This window comes from Nocardia sp. XZ_19_385, from assembly GCF_015355755.1.
In the GTDB taxonomy this organism is placed as follows: Bacteria; Actinomycetota; Actinomycetes; order Mycobacteriales; family Mycobacteriaceae; genus Nocardia.
The window spans coordinates 66,270-86,601 of record NZ_JACVEE010000007.1; the positions used below are offsets into that span (position 1 = coordinate 66,270).

The window sequence follows — 20,332 nt, forward strand, 5'->3', positions numbered from 1 at the left end:
TCGTCACCCCGTGAAAGACAGGGGCGTAGTGAAGCCCCAGAGCGTAATGGTCAGGATCATGTCGAGGGTGATGATGGCGACCAGGCTGGCCCGGATCGCGCGACCCGAGGCCACCCCGACGCCTTCGGGGCCGCCGGTGGCGAAAAACCCTTGGTAGCAATGGATGATGATGACCGCGACGGCGAAGACGAGCACCTTGATGGTGGCCGCGACGATATCCCAGAGGGCCACGAACTGATCGAAGTAATGGTCGTAGACGCCGCTGGGTTCGCCATGCACGACGGTGATCACCGCGGCGGTCGTCAGGTAGCTCAGGATCAGCGCGATCAGGAAGGTGGGCACGATCGCGACCACCCCGGCGATCACCCGGGTGGTGACGACGAACGGCACCGACCGCACACCCAGGGATTCGATCGCGTCGATTTCCTCGGAGATCCGCATCGACCCGATTTCCGCGGTCATCCGGCAGCCGGCCTGTGCGGCGAACCCGACACCGGCCGCCATCGGCGCCAGTTCCCGAGTGTTCGCGAAAGCCGAGATGACGCCGGTGATTTGGCCCAGGCCTACCAGATCGAGTGCGGCATAGGCCTCGATACCGCTGGACGCGCCGATCGCCGCACCCATCACCACCATGACCGCCGCCGTACCGCCGCCGACGATGATCGACCCGCGACCCCAGGTCATATCGGTGATGGTGGCGAGCGTTTGCGCGCGATAGTGCCGCAGCGTCAACGGAATCGACGACAGCACCTGCCAGGTGAAGCCGAGGATGAAGCCGAGCCCGTCGAACATCGACCACGGCCGGATCTGACGCAGCCGGCCGGTCCACCGAAAGCCCTTGGGCACATAGGAACTGGCGGTCATCAGGCGAACCTCGCGGGCAGGAAGAGGGCGGCGATCTGGGTGATCACGACGTTGACCACCGCGATGGACACCACCGACAGGATCACCGCGGCGTTCACGCCGTCGGCGACTCCGCGCGGGCCGCCTTTGGCCTCGAGCCCGCGCTGACAGGCGATCAGCACGACGAAGTAGCCGAAGATCGTCGACTTGGCGAGGGACACCCACACATCGGCGGAGGAGGCGAAGGCCCCGAACGACTGCCAGTAACTGCCCGGCGTGACATCCAGGGCCGCGATGGCGACGATATATCCGGCGAGAATGCCGACGAAGATGATCAGCACATTGAGCAGCGGCGCGACGATCAGCATCGCGGCGATACGCGGAACCACCAGGCGCTGAACAGGATTGATCCCCATCACGCGCATGGCATCGATCTCCTCGCGGATCGTGCGCGCCCCCAGGTCGGCCGCGATGGCCGCGGCTCCGGCCCCGCCCAGCAGCAGACCGGTCGCCAGCGGGGCGCCCTGTTTGATCACCCCGAGCCCGCCGGCGGCTCCGATCAGTGAATTCGCGCCGAGTTGATGCACCAGGTTGCCGACCTGCGCGGACACCACGACACCGAACGGAACCGCCATCAGTACACTGGGTAGCGCGGTGACTGTGATGAGAAACCAGGCTTGCGTGAGGGTTTCACGCCATTGGAACCGCAACCGGCCCGCGTCGGCCACCCCGATCATCGTCGCCTGCGCACCGCTGCGCATGGCCCGCCCGAAGGTGCCCACACTGGCCAGCACGGTGCTCGAGAAGTTGCTGCGCAACACCCCGAGCGACGACGGCTGCGGTCCGGCGTTCCCCCCACGCTCACTCATGACGAGACGGCCGCGAATCGTTCGCGCAGCGTGCGCTTGAGGATCTTGCCGGATGGATTCCGCGGAATCTGCTCGGTGATCACCAGATCGTGCGGCAGTTTGTAGGCGGCGATCCGCTCGGCGCAGAACTCGCGCAGCGCGTCCAGGTCAAGGGCCGCACCCTCTTTCAGCACCGCGATGGCGACGATGCTCTCCCCGTATTCGGCGTGCTGACGAGCGATGATCGCGACGTCGAGGATGTCCGGGTGCGCGGCGATGGCGTTCTCGACCTCGACCGAGTACACGTTGCGGCCGCCGGTGATGATCATGTCCTTGAGCCGGTCGACCAGGGTCATGTAGCCGTCGGCGTCGAGGCGGGCCAGATCGCCGGTGTGTAGCCAGCCGTCGCGGATGGCGTCGGCGGTGGCTTCGGGCTTGTTCCAGTAGCCCTTCATGAGGGTTTCGCCGCGCAACAGCAATTCGCCGACCTCGCCGGGCTGCACGTCGTTGCCGTCCAGGTCGACGATCCGGCATTCCATCATCGGCAGCGCCTGCCGGCCGCTGGCGTCCGGGCGTTCGCACACCTGAGCGTGGTTGGCGAAGATGCCGCCGGGCCCGGCTTCGGTCTGACCGCAGGCCTGCATGAATTGGACCTGTGGCAGGGCCGCGAGCAACTGCTCCACCGCGCTCGCAGGCATGGGTGCGGCACCGTAAATGGCGGTGCGCCAGGTGGAGAGGTCGCGCTGGGCCAGATCCGGTACCCGGAGCAGGAACTGGTACATGGTGGGGACACCGAAGAGCAGGGTGATGCGTTCGCGCTCCAGCGCGTCGGCCACCTTCATCGGATCGAACCCGCTCTGCACGATGTGTGTGGCGCCGACCATCGTGCCGGGAATGATCAGCATGCACAGCTCGGCGGCATGGTACAGCGGCGCGACATGCAGGAGCCGGTCACCGTCGCGCAGACCGGCGGTCGCCATCACCCCCATTCCGACCCACAGCTCACGATGATGATCGAACAGCGCGCCCTTGGGTGAGCCGGTGGTTCCGGAGGTGTAGAGGATCTGCGCATCGTCGGTCTCCTCGACCGCGGCCTCTACCACCGGGCCGTCATACGCGGCGGCCGATGCGAACAAGTCCGGGAACCCGTCGATCTCGGACATGGCCAAGGTTCGAAGGGTCTCGGCGAGGCCGTTCTCCACGGCCTTGCGCACCGTAGGCGCCACCGCGGCGTCGAAAACCAGTGCGGCCGCATCGGAGTCGCGCACCAGGTAGTCGAGTTCGGGCGCGGCAGAACCGGGGTTCACCGGAACGAAGATCGCGCCGAGCCGGTGCGCGGCGTAGAAGACGATGACGAATCGATCGGAATTCGTCGCCATCAGAGCGAGGCGATCACCCTTGCGGATGCCCTGCGCGGCAAGCACTCCCGCGACCCGGTCGACCTGAGCGTCGAGTTCGGCATAGGTGTAGCGGTGATCGCCGAATACCAGGGCCTCGCGGTCCGGCACCCGCTTCGCAGTCGAGCGCAGCGTTGCACCGATTGTCGCCATGGATCCTCCAGAGATACGATATGTGAATTTGCGGTAGTGTAACAGTGATCACAGGTGTCTCCGCAAGGGGCAATATTCCGGACGTTTATCCAGGCAAACATCGCAACTGGAACTCGTACTTGTGTAATGCCGACGTGCGGTGTTCACTAAGTGAATAGCTGATAGTCACTGAAATCGGGAGATCGACATGAGCAGACGTGTGGTGGTGGCAGGTGTGGGAATGATTCCCTTCACCACGCCCAGCCGAACCGAGACCTACGACCTGATGGGCACCAAGGCCGCCAGGGCGGCGCTGACCGATGCCGGGGTCGAGTACTCGAAGGTCCAGCAGGCCTATGCCGGGTACGTCTACGGCGACTCGACCTGCGGCCAGGCCGTGGTCTACGGCCTCGGACAGACCGGCATTCCGGTCATCAACGTCAACAACAACTGCTCCACCGGATCCTCGGCCCTGTTCCTGGCGCGCCAGGCCGTGGAATCGGGTGCGGTGGATGTGGCGCTGGCCGTGGGCTTCGAGCAGATGCAGCGCGGTGCGCTGGCCATGGGTTACACCGACCGGCCCACACCGTTCGACCGCTTCAACGAGGTGATGGATCAGATCCAGGAGCGGACCGACGCGCCGTTCGCGGCGCAGATGTTCGGCGGTGCGGGGCGTGAGTACTCGGAGAAGTACGGCACCTCGCCGGAGACCTTCGCCAAGATCTCGGTGAAGTCGCGCAAGCATGCGGCCAATAACCCGTACGCGGTATTCCGGGACCCGGTGACGGTCGAGGAAGTGCTGGCCTCGCCGCACATCTACGGCTCGCTGACCCGTTTGCAATGCTGCCCGCCCACCTGCGGCGCCGCGGCGGCAGTGCTGGTGAGTGAGGAGTTCGCCAAGGCCAATGGCATCGACGCGTCGGTGATCATCAAGGCCCAGGCCATGGCGACGGATTTCCCGTCCACCTTCACCGACAACAGCATGGCCAAGATCGTCGGTTACGACATGTCCAAGGCCGCGGCACAACAGGTGTACGAGGCCTCGGGTGTCGCGCCGACCGATATCCGCGTGGTCGAACTGCACGACTGCTTCACCGCCAACGAACTGCTCACCTATGAGGCCATCGGCCTGACCCCGGAGGGCACGGCGGAGAAGTTCATCAATGACGGCGACAACACCTACGGCGGCAGGGTTGTCACCAACCCCTCCGGCGGCCTGCTGTCCAAGGGGCATCCGCTCGGCGCGACCGGTCTGGCGCAGTGCGCGGAACTGGTGTGGCAGCTGCGTGGTCAGGCCGAGGCTCGACAGGTCGAGGGTGACTTGACAGTGGCGCTGCAGCACAACATCGGGCTCGGCGGCGCGGCTGTCGTGACCCTGTACGAGAAGGTGAGCTGAACCAATGCCCCTGGATCCCAGCGTGATCGGCAAGCAATTGCCGTCGAGCACCCTTGCGGTCGATGCCGGACGGCTGCGCTTCTTCGCCACGGCCATCGGTGAGACGAACCCGATCTTCACCGATCTCGCGGCGGCGCAGGCGGCGGGGTACGCCGATCTTCCGGTGCCTCCGACGTTCTTGTTCGGCATCGAACTCGAGAATCCGGACTCCTTCGGCTGGCTGGCCGAACTCGGTATCGATCTGCGCCGAGTGCTGCATGGCGAGCAGTCGTTCACCTATCACTCGACAGCGGTGGCCGGTGACGTACTCACCTCGACCCCGACCATCGGGAACGTGTACAGCAAGAAGGGTGGGACGCTCGATTTCCTCGAGAAGACCTCCACTGTCACGCGCGCCGACGGCGAACTGGTGGCCGAGCTGAAATCCGTTCTCGTCGTACGCAATCCGGAGGTAGGTGAATGACCACCATGCAAGCGGTCGAGGTCGGAACCGAGCTGCCGCCCTTGAAGATTCGGGCCATCTCGCGCACCACCCTCGCCCTGTTCGCGGGTGCCTCGGGTGATCACAATCCGATGCATATCGATATCGACGTCGCCAAGTCCGCCGGGCTCGACGACGTATTCGCACACGGCATGCTCTCGATGGCGTACCTCGGGCGACTGCTGACCGATTGGGTCGACCCGCAGGCGATTCGGTCCTACCGCGTGCGATTCGCCTCCATTACGCCCGTGCTCGCAAAGCCAACGGCCACGGGCAAAGTCGTCTCGATCGACGAGGTAGACGGCGAACGCCGTGCCACCTTGGAACTCACCGTCGCGCTCGCCGACGGCACCGTAACCCTTACCGGCGACGCCGTCGTCGCACTCCCGAACTGAAAGGTCCTCTCTCTCATGGGAACTCTTGATGGCAAGGTCGCTATTGTCTCCGGCTCCGGTCGCGGCATCGGCCGTGAAATCGCGCTGAAGCTCGCCGCCGAGGGCGCGAAGGTCGTGGTCAACGACCTCGACGCCGAACCCGCCAAGGAAACCGTCGCCGCGATCGAAGCCGCAGGCGGCACCGCGGTCTCGTGCGTCGGCAGCGTCACCGAAGAAGGCTTCGCCGAACGCTTCGTGCAGACCGCCGTCGAGGAGTTCGACGGACTCGACATCATCGTCAATAACGCCGGCTACACCTGGGATTCGGTCATTCAGAAGATGACCGACGAGCAGTGGGACGCGATCATCGACGTCCACCTCAAGGCGCCGTTCCGGATTCTGCGCGCCGCGCAGCCGGTCATCGCCGCGCAGGTGAAGAAGGCGAAAGAGGCGGGGGAGCCGATCCCGTGCCGCAAGGTCGTCAATATCTCCTCGATGGCGGGCACCGGAGGCAATGCGGGACAGGCGAATTACTCCTCGGCCAAGGCGGGCATCACCGGTCTGACCAAGACCATCGCCAAGGAGTGGGGCCGCTACAACGTCACCGTCAACACCGTGGCGTTCGGCTTCATCAAGACCCGACTCACCGAGGCCTCGGCCGACGGTGACAGCACCATCGACATCGAAGGCAAGAAGCTCAAGGTCGGCGTCAACCCGAACCTGCTGGCCGCCATGGAGCAGATGATCCCGCTCGGTCGCGCGGGTACCCCGACCGAGGCCGCCGGAGCGGTTTACCTGTTCTGCACTCCCGAATCCGATTACGTCAGCGCGCAGACCCTCATCTGCGGTGGCGGCTTCAACATCTAAGGACGCGACCCCGTGACCACCCCTGTGTACCGATCCCCGTGGATCGATGAGGAAGTTCTCGCGCTCAAGGATATGGCGACGAAGTTCTTCGAAGCCGAATTACTGCCCCACCAGGAACGTTTCGCGGACCAGAAGCATGTGGACCGCGAATTCTGGAACAAGGCGGGCGAACTCGGCCTGCTGTGCGCCTCGATACCCGAGGAATACGGTGGCGGCGGAGGCACTTTCGCGCACGATTTCGCCATCTTCGACGCGCAGTACGGACTGGGTGACACCGCTTTCGGCAATATGGTGCACAGTGGGCTGGTCGCGCACTACATCCTCGCCTACGGGAATGAGGAGCAGAAGCGGCGGTGGCTGCCCGGGATGGCTTCCGGGGCGCTCGTCGGGGCCATCGCCATGACCGAACCCGGAGCGGGTTCGGACCTGAAAGCCTTGCGCACCAGCGCTGTTCGTGACGCGGATGGCTACGTCATCAATGGCGCGAAGACCTTTATCTCCAATGGCAAGCACGCCGATCTGGTGATCGTGGTGGCCAAGACCGATGCCACCGCCGGGGCCAAGGGCATCTCACTCATCGTGGTCGAGACCGCAGGCGCCCAGGGTTATCAGGTCGGCAGGCTGCTCGACAAGGTCGGCATGAAGGGCCAGGACACCGCAGAGTTGTCCTTCACCGATGTTCGAGTTCCGGTCGGGAATTTGCTCGGCGAGGCGGGCGCGGGTTTCGGCTACCTGATGAACCAACTCGCGCACGAACGGCTCGTCGTAGCGGTCTGTGCGGCAGCGGCCACCGCGGCAGCCGTCGACTGGACGGTGCGATACAACAAGGAGCGCAAGGCATTCGGCGCCCCGCTGTTCGAAATGCAGAACACCCGTTTCGAACTCGCCCAGTGCGCCACCCTCGCGCGCGTGTGCCGAGTATTCGTCGACGACTGCATTCAACGGCACCTGCGCGGTGAACTCGACGGACCGACCGCGTCGATGGCCAAGGCGTACGCCACCGATATTCAAGGTCAAGTCGTCGATCGCTGCGTGCAGTTGTTCGGCGGTTACGGGTACATGCTCGAATACCCCATCGCGCGCATGTACGCCGATGCCAGGGTGCAGCGCATCTATGCCGGCGCCAACGAGGTGATGAAGGAACTCATCGCACGTTCGCTGTAGACGCGCAACACGAAGCAGCCGCGTGGCCGCTTCCGAACAACCATCAGGTAGACAAGTGAGGTGATCGACCGTCGACAGCGGCGACGACACCACCCGACTGGAGATGAACGATATGGCACACGGACCGGACGGACAGGCGCTGATCAGTCCGGCCCGTGGCACTCGACCGGCGAATCGGCGCGAGCTGATCGTGCGGGCGGCGACGGATCTGTTCTATCGCAAGGGTTATGCCACGGTCGGGATGGGTGAAGTCGCCGAGGCGGTGGCAATCGGTCCCTCCGCGCTGTATCGGCATTTTCGTGGCAAACAGGATCTACTGGCCACGGTGGTCGGTGATGCGCTCGGAGCGGTCGACGCGCGGCTGGCGGCCTCCTCGTCAGCCGATGTGGGGGTGCGGCTGGCCGGGTTCGCCCTCGAGCACCGGGGGATCGGGGTGCTGTGGCGGCGCGAGGCGCGCCATCTATCCGCCGACAACCGCGCCGAATTGCGAGTGGTCACCGACCGCATCGTCACCCGGCTCACCGACCTGATCCGCGAACGCCGACCCACCCTCGGCCTCGCCGAAGCCGACCTGCTGGCACGGTCCGCGCTCGCCGTCGGCATCAGCGCTTCGTTCCACAGCTTGTCCTTGCCCGAACCCGGTTTCACGAACCTGCTCGGGGAGCTCATCACAACGACCATCGACGCGCCGATCGCCCTGGCCGACCCGATGTCCGGCAACCCGGACGCCGCTGCGACCGTGCTGACCAGGTCCAGGCGCGAGACCATTCTGGTCGAGGCCTCGAAACTGTTCGCCCGCAACGGTTTCGCAGGCGTGAGCATGGACGATATTGGGGCGGCCGTGGGCATCGCCGGGCCTAGCGTCTACAACCACTTCCCGGCCAAGACCGACATCCTCACCGCGGCCATGTTCCGCGGCGACGAATGGTTGCGCATGGGCATGAACCGCGCCTTCGCACAGGCAACCGACCCCCGCGACGCCCTGCGCCGGCTGCTGCGCAGCTACGGCGAATTCGTCTTCGAGAACCCCGACCTCATCCAACTGCTCATTTCCGAGTCGGTACACCTCCCCGAGGCCGATCGCCATCGCACCCGCGTCGCCCAGCACTCCTACATCGCCGAATGGGTACACCTGGCCGATCAGGTGCATCCCTCCTGGGATCACAGCGCCGCCCGCATCCGCGTCCAGGCCGCCCAGACCATTCTCAACGAGATCTCTTTGACGCCGCAATTCCGCATGAACCCGGCCGTCGAATCGGCCGTCTGCGTGATCAGCGCGGAATTGCTGGCAATCCAGCAAGACTGACTGCATCATCTCGCTCGAGTGCGGCGTAGTCACAACTCTGGAGCTGGTGCGGGCCGCGGACTCGCAGTAAGCGAGTCGTTGAAACCAACCCCCTCGTCGCATCGGATAGCTGGGTTCTAGTGAAATACCCCGGCTCCGTTTGGAACTCGGCACTAGCGTCCTGAGTCGCAAATTCGTTGGCGGGCTACGATGTTTGGGTGTCGCCGAAGGCGGAGACTTGGGGTGTCTCGCGAGAAGCGATGCGCAAGTGGAGAACTCGGCTCGAACGTGACCGGCAGTCAGCAGCTCAACGTCGCCACCGGAAATGAGCCAGAGCCATTGTCTGGACAGACCCGTGGCGATGGCCGCCGCGATACCCCCGTGCGCACCGGCCATCTGATATCCGACGAGAAAGCCAGTACCGGTCCCACAGCGTCGGCACTGCGTTTGAATCCGTTGAGCTGCTTGAATTTAGCGAACACCTCGGCGGCGGGCGAGCTGTCAGGAGTGGTTCGTGGCGCGTCCTGGCCCTCGCCGGTCATCGTGCGGTCGGCTACCGGCGATCGATGCGCGTTCCATGACCCGGATCGCCGGCCGATAGTCGCTGGCGGCGTAGTGCTGTACCGCTCGGTTATCCCAGAACGCCACCGTGTGTGGCTGCCAGCGTGATGCGTGTCAAGCGCCCAGTCGAGTTCGACGCTGCCGAATCCCCCTCAGCCTGCAGGTCCGGTGGCTACTGCAACTGCGGCAGACTCGAGCGACACGCCACGACAGGCGCCCCGGCGCGTATTCGCGCACCGAGCAGGTCCCGCGCTCCGCAGCCCGAGAAAGCTGCGGAAGCTTGGACCTGCGCCAGATCCCGACTCTGGTGTCGGGCAGCGCCAGAATGCACAGCAGAGCCAGCAACGCCATAGCGCTCAGGAAGAAGCCGACGGCTATGGTGCCGGAGGTCTCGCTGATTCGAGCTACCAGCAGCGGCGCGATGACAGAACCTAGTCGGCGTCGTCGCCGATGAAATGCGAGCTGTCGCTCGGAGGCTCGGAGTTCAGGTGCACCGGAAGTGATTCCAGGCGTCGGAAGAAGACGCTGCGGCGCCAGCGTAGTGCGGTGGGTGGGACGGCGAGGGTGATGTTGGGGTATCGGTGGAGGAGGTAGGTGATTGCGGCGGTGGTTTCTGCGCGGGCGAGGCGGGCTCCGAGGCAGTGGTGGATCCCGGTGCCGAATGAGAGGTGCCGGGTGGGGCGGTCTGGGTGGAATGTTGTTGGGTGGCTGGTGGTTTGGGGGTCGTGGTTGGCTGCGAGGAGGGAGACCAGGAGGAGCTCTCCGGGTGTGATGTGTTGTCCGGTCAGTTCGATGGGGGTGTGGGCTTGACGCAGGGTGGCCACCGGTAGTGGGGGATCGGTGCGCAGGGCTTCGTCGATGACGGCGTTGAGTCTGACGGGGTCGGTTCGCACCCGCTGCAGTTCCTCGGGATTTCGCAGGAGCGCGAGCAGTGTGGCGAGGATGAGGTTGGCGGTGGTTTCGTGTCCGGCGATCAGCAGTAGCGCGACTGTCGAGAGTGACTCTTTGAGGTTGACCTGGCCTGTCTTCATTTGTTGGGTCAGGGCGGTGATGAGGTCCTCGCGGGGGCGGAGGCGGCGGGTGGCGAAGTGCGGCAGGATCAGTCGTGTGAAATCGAGGCTGGCACTGCGCAGTTCGCGTGCGCGGGCGACGGTGACGTCGGAGAGGATCGCTGAGGAGCGTTCGATGCGGTGTTGGTGACGGTCGGAGACGCCGAGGATTTCGCAGATCACGGCGACCGGCAGTGGGCAGGCGAGTGCGGTTACCAGATCGACAGGGTCTGTGGGGTCCATCGTGTCGATGAATCCTTGTGTGAGTGTGTCGATTCGAGGCTGCAACGCGGTGACGGCGCGGGGTGTGAAGTGGTCGGCGACGGCGTGGCGTAATCGTGTGTGGTCGGGTGGGTCGGAGCCGAGCATGTGGCTGACGACCCACTCGCTGCTCGCGCGCAGCAATCGCTGGCGCAGGCTCAGGCCGGTGTTGTTGCCGGAGACGCCGAGCATGGTGTCGCGGCCCTTGCCGATGCGAGCGTCGGTGAGCACGGCGCGGGCCAGAGGTGCGCTGGTGATGAGCCAGCCATGGACCCCGGACGGTGTGGTGAACCGGTGCAGCGGGCCTTGCTGTTGGATCTGCTGGTAGAAGGCGTGGGGGTCCCGGAAGTAGGTGTCGTCGAAAACGACGTCGGTGACTGGCATGTGTTCCTTGGTCCGCGGTCGTAGAGCAGAGTTGGGGAGCATCATGGGACCCTCTACCGGTGTTGATCTGCGCCAGCGCCGAAGTGTCGACTCGTCGACTCCGAGAAGCTTGGCGACTTCGGCGGTGGTGAACATGCGCTGGTTTAAAAGACGCTCGTGATCGATCATGACGAGCCTCCTTTCGGAACACGACTCCGCGCCAAAAGTTTCGCGTGCAAAACCTGGAGCGGCGGTCACTGAACGGAATGGGCGTGCCGTCGCGCGCGGGCTTATCGGCCGACGCTTCCTCCGGCTCCGCCAGCGCGGTTACCGGGAATGCCCTGCAAAAGGGCTGAACACCAAGGTAAGTCAGCGCTCGATATGCCCGCAACCGTTCAGTTGCCTCGAGAGGGAATTGGTTGTGGCATCTGGTGCCGCGCTGGGGACCACCCGTGTCGGCGATGCGCGGAGGGCCGTAGAGCGACCCGTTGGACTCGTTGACGCTGCCTGTGCCCGCCAGTCCCGCTGTGCGCGGGGTGGAGCTCTTGGTCCAAGATTGGTCCAAGAAAAACGACCAGGAGGGGCGGAAAACCGCCCCTGACCTGGTCGGGCTGACAGGATTTGAACCTGCGACCACCTGACACCGGTTCCAGTCTCCCGGAGAGGCCTCATCAAGACCTAACACTGCTGGTCACAACGAATTTCGATGAAACGAGACTGCTGAACAAGACTCATCAGAACCGGATACATCCCGCCAAAAGTGTGGGATTTCTGTGGGGCGGATCGAATCCCCGCGCTGGCACCACCATCCGAGTCGTCCTCGGCCCTGGCCTCGGGCGCTCGTCACGCCGATCGGGAGATGAGCGGGGGAGTGTACTTATCCGGGACGGCAGTCCCAGGGCCCCGGCAAAGTCCCTTTTAGCAACTTTTGAGCAGTTCTAAGGGGCGTTGGTGCTGGTAGGAGTGGTAGCGCAGGCCGTGTGCGATGTTGTGATGGCCACTTATCCGTAACAGACCGATCGTTGTGTTTCGCAAAGTGGCCATCACTTGTGCTCCGGCGCCGGTGCGGACTCGGCATCGGTCTTCGTCGAAGGTGACGTCGCGGACGTAGTGCACTCGGTTCTCGATGTGCCAATGTCCGCGCAACCAGGCCGCTATCTGGCGGGGTGTGGCCTCGGCCGGCGTCAGACTGGTGATGGCGTAGATGGTGGCGCTCTGGAATTTTCGGGTCTTGGCATCGACGCGGCGGCGGGTGATTTTCAATGCGGTTCTGGCGCCGGGAAAATGGATGGCGGGCCCGCGGATCGCGAGGGCTTTGAGGGTGCGGGTTTCCTCGCGGCCGTGCTTTCGCGTGCGGGTGCGGTCGTGGGTGCGGACCGAATGCCAGGGCAGTTTCTTCAAAGCCTTGCGCAGGCGGGGTTGGTTGTCTTTGACCGTCAGCAAGTAGTGCCCGCCCAGATCGGTGATGTAGGTGGCGGTGTCGCGGTTGGTGTGCAACGCATCGGCGGTGATGACCATCCCGTCGATGTCGATTCCTCCCAAAAGCTCACGCAGCATGGGGATTTCGTTGGTTTTGATGTCCACACCGATCTGCCCCACGATCACGCCCAACTGTTGACAGACACCGGCGAGCAGGTGGATCGGCCGGTCCTCGCCATCGCGGGTGCCGCGCAAGGATTTCCCGTCGAAGGACACCACTCGGCGACCGCGCGCGCCGGTCTTGCGCCACATCCATTCCCCGATCGCCCTGTCGAAAGCGTCCGCGTCCAGGGCTTGCAGGAATCGGCGGATCGTCGATTCCGTCGGCACAGAACCCTCGAACCCGAGCTGGGAGACCACCGTCGCGGGGGCCTCGGCGACCCACTGACCGATCGCGGTCAGCGACCGCGAACCCGCCACCACCGCTGCCAGCGCAGCTGCCAAAGTCGCTCGTGCCGAATACCGCACACCCCGGCGAGCCCTTGGATCGACCACCTCTCCCAGCACATCCAGCAAACTCACAACACCAGCAAAAGCGACCGATTCACCACCCTCCCAAGACATCTCGACGGCACGGGCAGGAATGGGAGATGATGACACGGGCACGGCAGAACTCCGGATGTGACGCACTTGTGGAAGAGGCGATCAACTCGAGCGCTGCCGTGCCCACCCCTCATTTCTTGCCTGGCGTGTCGGACAAATCGGACACAAAACCGCAGGTCAGCGCTCATGTGCGGACTTTGCCGGAACCCTGACGGCAGTCCCGGGCAGCGCTGTGCTGGCGTGTCGCAGTGCGACGCGCGGATGAGTTTCAGCCCGTGGCAACTAGATAGCAAACTATGATGTCGCATTCGGTGTCCCCCGTCGGTCAATGTAGAACGCGTTGAGAACATCCTGTATTGGCACCCCACCGTCCAGCCTGCGGGTGATGACACGCAGGCCGACGCTGACTTGACCGGGCTCGTGGGAAGCCGGTTCATCTACACCTACGACAACGGCTGGCGCTACGAGATGTACGTCAAGAACGCCGAGGCAATCGACTACCGCTCCACTCCGGGATGGTCGGCGGTCGATGGGTGAAGAATCAGGGCGTGGACATCGCGCGCCTCAGCGACGGACACTTCAAGGTCTGCTGGACCGAGCCGACGGGAACTTCCGTGGCCGTGGACATTAGGGACTGCCCCGAGTTCGGTTGACTCGCGGGGTGTGGTGGTTCAGGCCGCGAGTGCGGGCTGATTGATTGTCTCAAATTCGACCGGTGTCAGGCGTCCGAGTCGGCGTTGCCGCCGTCGGCGGTGATAAGTCCGTTCGATCCAGACGGCGATGGCCAGCCGTAGTTCCTCGCGTGTCGCCCAGCGCCGGCGGTCGAGCACGTTGCGTTGCAGCAGCGCGAAGAACGACTCCATCGCGGCGTTGTCACCACACGCCCCGACCCGCCCCATGGATCCGCGTAATCCATTGGCCGACAATGCATGCACGAATCTTCGGGAGCGGAACTGGCTACCTCTGTCGGAGTGGACCACGGTGGCGACCGGTGAGCGGATCGCGACCGCGTTGCGCAGCGCTGCCACCGCCAGTGAGGCGGTCGTGCGCTCATCGATCGAATAGCCGACGATCCGGTTGGAGAAGCAATCCTTGATCGCGCAGAGATAGAGTTTCCCTTCACCGGTGGAGTGTTCGGTGATATCTGTGAGCCACAACCGATTTGGTGCCGCAGCGGTGAACTCACGAGCCACTAGATCGTCATGAACGGGTGGTCCCGCACGTCTGCTGAGCCCACGTTTGCGGGCGAACGCCGACCAAATCCGCTGCTGTGAACACAATCGCTGCACCCGATTCTCACCCGCGCGGATGCCGCGGTCGCCCAGTTCGTCGGCGATGAACCGATAACGCGGGGTCGTCGGCGTGGATGTCGCGGGCCGCGTCGATCAGGTGGGCATCGGCCCAATCGCGTTGGGACACAGGGTTTTGCTGCCATTTATAGAAAGCTTGCGGTGTGAAGCCGAGGGCCCGGCAGGTCACCGCGACAGGAAACCCGTCCGCGGCCAGGTCGAGGACCAGCGGGAACCTCATTTTGGGGGCAGCTCGCGGGCGAAGAACGCCGCAGCGCGCCGCAGGATCTCATTCTCTTGCTCGAGCTGCTTGGTGCGTTTACGCAGCTCCCGCAGCTCCGCGGACTCTTCCCGGGTCAGGCCGGGCTTGTTCCCGTCCTCGACGTCGGCCTGTTTGAGCCAGTTGTGCAGGCAGGCTTCGGAAATCCCGAAATCCTTGGCCACCTGCTTCATCGAGGCATTGCCCTTGCGGGCGACGGCGACGACATCGCGGCGGAACTCCTCCGGATACGGCTTGGGCATGGTGGACATCCTTCCAGCGAGGACCAAGTCCTCACAGATCAGGAATCAACCAAACCGGGGGCAGTCCCTGATGCCCACAACCTTCCCAAGAAAGAAGGTGTGCATCAAACACGGGAGGGTTCACAGGCACTTCCGTACCTCGTCTGGCTGTGTCATGCTGATTCGGCAGTCAAGGAGGTCTTCCGACAGGACGTGCTCGGGTTGCTCGGCACTTAGCGCTCTGGCCGGTTGAGATTCCTCGCACCATGTTGTCCAGCCACACTTTGCTCTGATTCTGCGTCAAGATTTTGCCACAGAGGTGGGCGAGACACTCTCTGTTCCCGCGGCGCGCTTGAAGGCTCCTCGACCGCCCCGATCTCGCTCTGCAAGCACCGCTTCGGGGCGGGTCTCAACGTGGCGGCTGTGGTGCCAGCCAAGTGTCAAAGTGCTGCAAGGCTATCGCTGTGATTCGGGAATATGCCCCACGTCAGGGGTACCCAGCGCGGCCGCCGCTCTCAAACGCCGAATTCGGGCGCGTGTCCGAACCACTGATTCGTATCCAACTGATTCGTAACGTCTTTGGGTGAGGGGAGGGTATGGCCGGCACAGTGCGGTTCCGCATCCGTCCGCTACTGAGTTGCATGGTGGTCAGCTTTCTCCTGGCCGTGGCTGCCGGACTCCTGCTACCGGATTGTCGGCTGGCAGGTGGCGCGATCGATCCGGCAGCGGACTCGGCGCTGGTAGCGCAGGAAATCGGTGTCATCGCCCCGCAGGCCGCGCCGAATCTTTTCCTGCTCGTTTCCACGCCCGGCGGTGTGTCTTCGGTCGATGACCCGCGGGTTAGCGAGGCGGGCCGACGGCTGGCCGCCGCTCTTGCGGCGACGGACGGTGTCACTGGGGTGGTCTCCGCGTGGACGCTGCCGGTGGCGACACTGCGCTCTATGGATGGGAGGTCCGGGCTCGTCCTTGCGCATATCGAAGGTGACGAGGCTGTGCAGGATCGCACCCTGGCGGCTGTGCGTGCGCGACTCCCCGATGTCGGCCCCGGGATCAGCGTCCGGTTGGGTGGGCCCGCGGCCGTGCGAGCGGAGGTGCTCGCGGCCATCAAGGCGGACCTGATCAAGGCTGAAGTTGTTGCTGTGCCGCTGGTGCTGATCATTCTGCTGATAGTTTTCGGCGGATTCACCGCCGCGCTGCTTCCGATCGCGGTCGGCGTGTTCTCCATAGTGACAACCGATGCCGCGTTGAAATTTCTCAGCCAGTTCACCGAGGTGTCGATATTCTCGCAAAACCTCACAACCGCCGTCGGATTGGGACTCGCCGTCGATTACGCCCTGCTCTTGGTGCGCCGCTTCCGGGAGGAACTTGTCACTGCGGAGAGCGTGGACGCGGCTGTCGAGCGGACTGTCGCTACCGCTGGCCGTACTGTGCTCGTGTCCGCGGCGACCTTCGCGGCGGTGGTGGCCGTGCTGATGCTGTTTCCGATGTACTTTCTGCGTTCGTTCGCTTACGCCGGTGTTGTGGTAGTTGCGATTTCGACTTTCGCGGCTCTGGTTTTCCTGCCCGAGGCGCTGAGGGTGGTCGGTCATCGGATCGGAGCTAGGCGGCCCGAGGACACCGCGCCTGATGGGGGCAGATGGGCTCGCTGGACGCGTAGGGTCCTGCGCCGCCCCTGGGTGTTCGGTATCGCCTCGATGGGACTGCTGGTATCGCTCGCGGCCCCGTTCGGCTCTGTGCTCTATGGCACCATGGACGATCGGCAACTGCCCCCTGGTGCCGACATGCGGGCTACCCATGACATGCTGCGCTCCGACTTCGACTCGGCCGCGCTACCAATTGTTCAGCTGACAATTCCGGCCGATATGAATCTTCAAGACGTGCACCGGATTTCGTCCGAGCTGCGTGAAATCGATGATGTCACGAGCGTCGCACCACCGCCTTTGCTGGCGGAGCCAAAGGCGAGTTCGGCCGCGAGGAACCGAGTGCTGCTGGTGTCGGCGCGCAATGGAATCGAACCCACCTCTGCGCAGGGGCAGGCCTTGGTTGCCGAAATCCAGCGTGTCGCCCGCGATCACGATATCCGAGCGGGCGGTGAGATCGCGACGCTGCTGGACACCAAAGCTGCGCTCGCCGGAACCGCGCCGATAGCTGCGGTCTTGGTGATCGCTGTCGCGTTGCTGGCGACCTTCGTGCTGACCGGAAGCGTAACTCTCGCGGTGGTTTCGGTGTTACTCAACGGCATGAGTTTGACCGCGAGTCTCGGCGCGATCGTGCTCGTCTTCCAGCAAGGGCACCTCTCCGGATTGCTCGGTTTCACCCCGACCGGCGTCATCGACACCACGCTTCCGATCCTGATCGTCTGCATTGCGTTCGGATTGTCTATGGACTATGGGGTTTTCGTGATGGCGCGGTTGACCGAGGAGCGGCAACTCGGTGCCGCACACGGCGATGCCATCGTTCGAGCCATCCAGCGTACCGGTGGAATCATCACCTCCGCGGCGGCCATTTTGACCATTGTGTTGCTCGCCATTGGCGCGTCTCGGGTCGCCGCGACAAAGATGGTCGGCCTGGGTGTCGCCCTCGCCGCTGTCGTGGACGCCAGCATCGTTCGGCTGATCCTGGTGCCGGCTGTCCTCGGGATTCTCGGTGAGAGGGTTTGGTGGGCTCCGCAGTTCCTGCTGAAGGTTGCCGCGCGGATAAGTTGTTGCACAACGGATTCCATCCTTGCTCGTGATGGTTCGGTTGTCCGAGCCGGAGTGGCAAGCCCGGCCACCGATCGGAGGTCACCCCTGACCGGAAACGTGGACCGCGCCAACAAGGCGGACGCGCGAAAAACGAAGGCATGGTAGGTATTCGAACAGTTCCAACCAACCTCAGGAGACTGAGCATGACATCATCGAGCAGGCTGATCCGGCGACTGGCTCCGAGCGAGGCATTCTTCGCCACCGTGAGCGTCTATGTGAGTTGTTCGACCCATGTCTCCGGGCCGCTGGACATGGTCGCGTTGTCGCGTGCCTTCGACGCACTGCGGGCGGAATATCCTGTGCTGTCGTGTCGAATAGTGTCCGACGGCGCGGGGCAGGCGGTCCTCGAAACGGTCCCCGTCGTCTCGGCCGGCGTCAGTCAGAAGCGGGCGAGCAGTGACGACCCGCTCGACCAGCTGTCGGACTTGCGGGGATCGGCGGCTGCCGTACACGTCGTGCGACGCGACAGGGAGACATCTTCGGTCACGCTGCTGACCCATCACGCCATTGCGGACGGGCCGCATTCGCTGCGGCTGCTGGCCACTCTGTGGTCGTACTACACCGACACGATCGCGGGCAGGCGATCGCAGGCGCCCGTGCGCCCGTACCCCCGGTGCCTCGAGGACTTGTTGTCCGAGCGCGGGATCGTCGCACCTACCGATGGCGTCGCAGCGCAAAAATCAACGCCGGCAGGTGATCAGGCCTCGGACCCGCCCGAGCCCGAGCCCGAGCCCGAAGAGGTTGTATGGACTCGCACGCGGCTGACTATGCAGGAGACGGAGTCGCTGCTCGCGCTCGGGCGGCAGGAAAACACTACTTTGAACGGGGTGGTCTCGGCGGCCCTGCTGCGCGCCGCAGCCGACGCCCTTGGCGTCGCGGTCGCCGATTTGACCTACGAATATGCGGTCGACTTACGTCGACGACTGGTTCCGCCGGTGGATACCACCGACGGAACCAACGTTCAGGGCACTGCGCGGTTTGTCGCCGAAGTCGTCACCGGGGGAGAGGATCTCGCTTTGGCCCGGGCAATCAGTGCTCGACTGACCCGAGACCTGGCGACTGGTGCCATACAGCGTTCATGGCTGTGCGTCGCTGACCGGCTGGCCTCGCTCATCGCATCACCAAAAACCCTTGTGCAGTCCGCGAACTGGGGCACCCTACCCCCGCTTAGCGCACCAGAAGGGTTGACGATCGAAGACTTTCATCCCGCGCTGTACCTCATCACCGAGGCCATGACGGTACAGGTGAAGATTCCGCGGCACAGCTTCATCACCACTTTTGACGGCAGGCTAACGATCGACTCCACCGGGCCGTTGTCGTATGTACAGCGAGTGGATAGCCGTATACGCGAATACCTTTCGAAGTGCAGCGCGGCCGAAAGCCAACGATAAGTCAGCACGCCATCTGTACCGGGTGCGGGGCCCGCGTAGGCCCAAACCAGGTACTGAAAATCCATGCTATTTAACTCCAGGCGTCCATAGATCGCTTCGACGAAAAATGCGGTTGGCGCATCTTTCGTGGCTTAGACCTGCTCAAATATGATTTGCATGGCAGTTCACTGTTGGCTCTTCGCAACAATATTCGATTTCTCGCAAATTCTTGGGAAACGATGCTCGCTTCAAACTGTGCTGCCATGCTTGACGAATGGCTACCTTGCTGACTGGCGGTACCGGATTCATGGGCTCGCGGCTGCTGGCTCGTCTGATGGAAGACCCCCAGCGGGATGTGATCGTGCTGGGCAGGGGCAGTGCGGCTGAAGTTCGCGAGCGGGTGTTGGCGGCATTGGAGGGATCGCAGATCAACGGGCGACTGCGCTTCGTCACCGGTGACATCACCCGTCCCTGGCTCGGCATGACACCCGCGATGCACGGGCGGCTGCTAGGCGAGACCACCGAGCTCTGGCACTGTGCCGGTGACATCGCACTCATGGGACGACGCGAGCGGCTCATCCGAACGAATGTTCTGGGAACCCGTAACGTGTTGGAATTCGCCGGGCAGACGGTTCATCCATGCCGGCTGGTGTACGGGAGCTCCGTCAGTGTCGCCGGCGCGCGTCCCGATGGCCTGGTCTCCGAAGACGACCTCGACGACCGGTACGGGTTCAAATCCGCCTATGACGAATCCAAGTATCAGGCAGAGCTTTTGGTCCGGGAATGGGGCGCGCGACCCGGGCGTTCGACCGTCGTGTTCCGTCCCAGCGTATTGATCACTGACGAGACGCTCGCCGCGCAAGCGCCACGCCACCCGGCGCTCATTTTCGGTGAGGTGATCGACGACCTCCAACTCGGCGGCACGCCCGGAATTGCGACGACCCTGATGCCTGCGGCGCACCGAGACATCACGGTGCGGGTGCCCATGAGTGCGAATTCGTGTGTCAACTTCGTTCAGATCGAGTACGCAGTCGAGGCGATGGTGCGCACAGCGGCTGAACCGGAGCCAGGGCTGCGCGCTTTCCATGTCGTCCACCCGGTGAACACCCCGCTGCGCACTGTTCTCGACATTATCGAGAACCGCCGACCAGGGATGGTGATCAAGTGTGTCGATCATGTGATGGATCCCACGCCCGAAGAACGGCTGGTGACAAACACATTGGACGGCTATCTGCGTTTCAGCCAATACAGCCGAAGCTACGACCGCACCGCACTCCTCACCCGTATCGGCGACCTCGCCGACCCGCAACCGATAGATGCGGCCTACTTGGCGCGCGCGATGGGATTCGACAGGGATCACACGACTGCTCCACAACAATAGGAGA

General features: G+C 63.9%; 14 protein-coding genes and 3 pseudogenes. 10 read left to right on the forward strand and 7 right to left on the reverse strand.

Annotated features, from left to right (window positions below):
* Window positions 1-3: 3 nt before the first annotated feature.
* The 3 genes from IBX22_RS35225 to IBX22_RS35235 are packed head-to-tail and all read right to left on the reverse strand — an operon-like array spanning window position 4 to window position 3,241.
* A complete protein-coding gene (locus tag IBX22_RS35225) occupies window positions 4-864 on the reverse strand; it encodes an ABC transporter permease (RefSeq protein ID WP_194820165.1) in 861 nt (286 codons plus the stop codon).
* Complete coding sequence (locus tag IBX22_RS35230) at window positions 864-1,712, reverse strand: ABC transporter permease (protein WP_194820166.1); 849 nt, start codon at window positions 1,710-1,712, stop codon at window positions 864-866. The genes IBX22_RS35225 and IBX22_RS35230 overlap by 1 nt, the downstream gene beginning before the upstream one ends.
* Window positions 1,709-3,241, reverse strand: coding sequence for a class I adenylate-forming enzyme family protein (locus IBX22_RS35235; protein ID WP_194820167.1), 1,533 nt, complete (start codon window positions 3,239-3,241; stop codon window positions 1,709-1,711). The genes IBX22_RS35230 and IBX22_RS35235 overlap by 4 nt, the downstream gene beginning before the upstream one ends.
* A gap of 187 nt (window positions 3,242-3,428) precedes the next feature.
* Between IBX22_RS35235 and IBX22_RS35240 the strand changes: the two genes are divergently transcribed.
* The 6 genes from IBX22_RS35240 to IBX22_RS35265 all read left to right on the forward strand — a co-directional run bounded on the left by IBX22_RS35240 (window position 3,429) and on the right by IBX22_RS35265 (window position 8,808).
* Complete coding sequence (locus IBX22_RS35240) at window positions 3,429-4,616, forward strand: lipid-transfer protein (protein WP_194820168.1); 1,188 nt, start codon at window positions 3,429-3,431, stop codon at window positions 4,614-4,616.
* Between the two features lie 4 nt (window positions 4,617-4,620).
* On the forward strand, window positions 4,621-5,079 hold the full coding sequence (locus IBX22_RS35245; protein ID WP_194820169.1) for a MaoC family dehydratase N-terminal domain-containing protein: 459 nt from the start codon (window positions 4,621-4,623) through the stop codon (window positions 5,077-5,079).
* Window positions 5,076-5,492, forward strand: a complete 417-nt coding sequence (locus IBX22_RS35250; RefSeq protein WP_194820170.1) for a MaoC/PaaZ C-terminal domain-containing protein — start codon at window positions 5,076-5,078, stop codon at window positions 5,490-5,492. Before IBX22_RS35245 ends, IBX22_RS35250 begins: the two co-directional genes overlap by 4 nt.
* Before the next feature lie 15 nt (window positions 5,493-5,507).
* Window positions 5,508-6,338: an SDR family NAD(P)-dependent oxidoreductase gene (locus tag IBX22_RS35255; RefSeq protein ID WP_194820171.1), complete on the forward strand. Its 831-nt coding sequence runs from the start codon at window positions 5,508-5,510 to the stop codon at window positions 6,336-6,338.
* Between the two features lie 12 nt (window positions 6,339-6,350).
* Complete coding sequence (locus IBX22_RS35260; protein ID WP_375540315.1) at window positions 6,351-7,502, forward strand: acyl-CoA dehydrogenase family protein; 1,152 nt, start codon at window positions 6,351-6,353, stop codon at window positions 7,500-7,502.
* 112 nt (window positions 7,503-7,614) lie between these two features.
* Complete coding sequence (locus IBX22_RS35265; protein WP_194820172.1) at window positions 7,615-8,808, forward strand: TetR/AcrR family transcriptional regulator; 1,194 nt, start codon at window positions 7,615-7,617, stop codon at window positions 8,806-8,808.
* Window positions 8,809-9,288: 480 nt separating this feature from the next.
* Here the strand turns inward: IBX22_RS35265 and IBX22_RS38645 are convergent.
* The 3 genes and pseudogenes from IBX22_RS38645 to IBX22_RS35280 all read right to left on the reverse strand — a co-directional run.
* A pseudogene (locus IBX22_RS38645) lies at window positions 9,289-9,441 on the reverse strand (hypothetical protein); the annotation flags it as partial.
* 338 nt (window positions 9,442-9,779) lie between these two features.
* On the reverse strand, window positions 9,780-11,210 hold the full coding sequence (locus IBX22_RS35275) for a cytochrome P450 (protein ID WP_194820174.1): 1,431 nt from the start codon (window positions 11,208-11,210) through the stop codon (window positions 9,780-9,782).
* A gap of 729 nt (window positions 11,211-11,939) precedes the next feature.
* Window positions 11,940-13,022: an ISAs1 family transposase gene (locus IBX22_RS35280; RefSeq protein WP_309234922.1), complete on the reverse strand. Its 1,083-nt coding sequence runs from the start codon at window positions 13,020-13,022 to the stop codon at window positions 11,940-11,942.
* 372 nt (window positions 13,023-13,394) lie between these two features.
* Here IBX22_RS35280 and IBX22_RS37795 point away from each other — a divergent pair.
* A pseudogene (locus tag IBX22_RS37795) lies at window positions 13,395-13,672 on the forward strand (phenolic acid decarboxylase); the annotation flags it as partial.
* Between the two features lie 42 nt (window positions 13,673-13,714).
* On the opposite strand, the pseudogene IBX22_RS35290 reads toward IBX22_RS37795, so the two are convergent.
* Window positions 13,715-14,854: pseudogene (locus IBX22_RS35290) on the reverse strand (IS3 family transposase).
* Between the two features lie 575 nt (window positions 14,855-15,429).
* Here IBX22_RS35290 and IBX22_RS35295 point away from each other — a divergent pair.
* The 3 genes from IBX22_RS35295 (at window position 15,430) to IBX22_RS35305 (ending at window position 20,328) form a co-directional block, all read left to right on the forward strand.
* A complete protein-coding gene (locus IBX22_RS35295) occupies window positions 15,430-17,682 on the forward strand; it encodes an MMPL family transporter (RefSeq protein ID WP_194820175.1) in 2,253 nt (750 codons plus the stop codon).
* Between the two features lie 38 nt (window positions 17,683-17,720).
* On the forward strand, window positions 17,721-18,968 hold the full coding sequence (locus IBX22_RS35300; RefSeq protein WP_194820176.1) for a hypothetical protein: 1,248 nt from the start codon (window positions 17,721-17,723) through the stop codon (window positions 18,966-18,968).
* A gap of 253 nt (window positions 18,969-19,221) precedes the next feature.
* Window positions 19,222-20,328, forward strand: coding sequence for an SDR family oxidoreductase (locus IBX22_RS35305; protein ID WP_194820177.1), 1,107 nt, complete (start codon window positions 19,222-19,224; stop codon window positions 20,326-20,328).
* The last annotated feature ends 4 nt before the right edge of the window (window positions 20,329-20,332 follow it).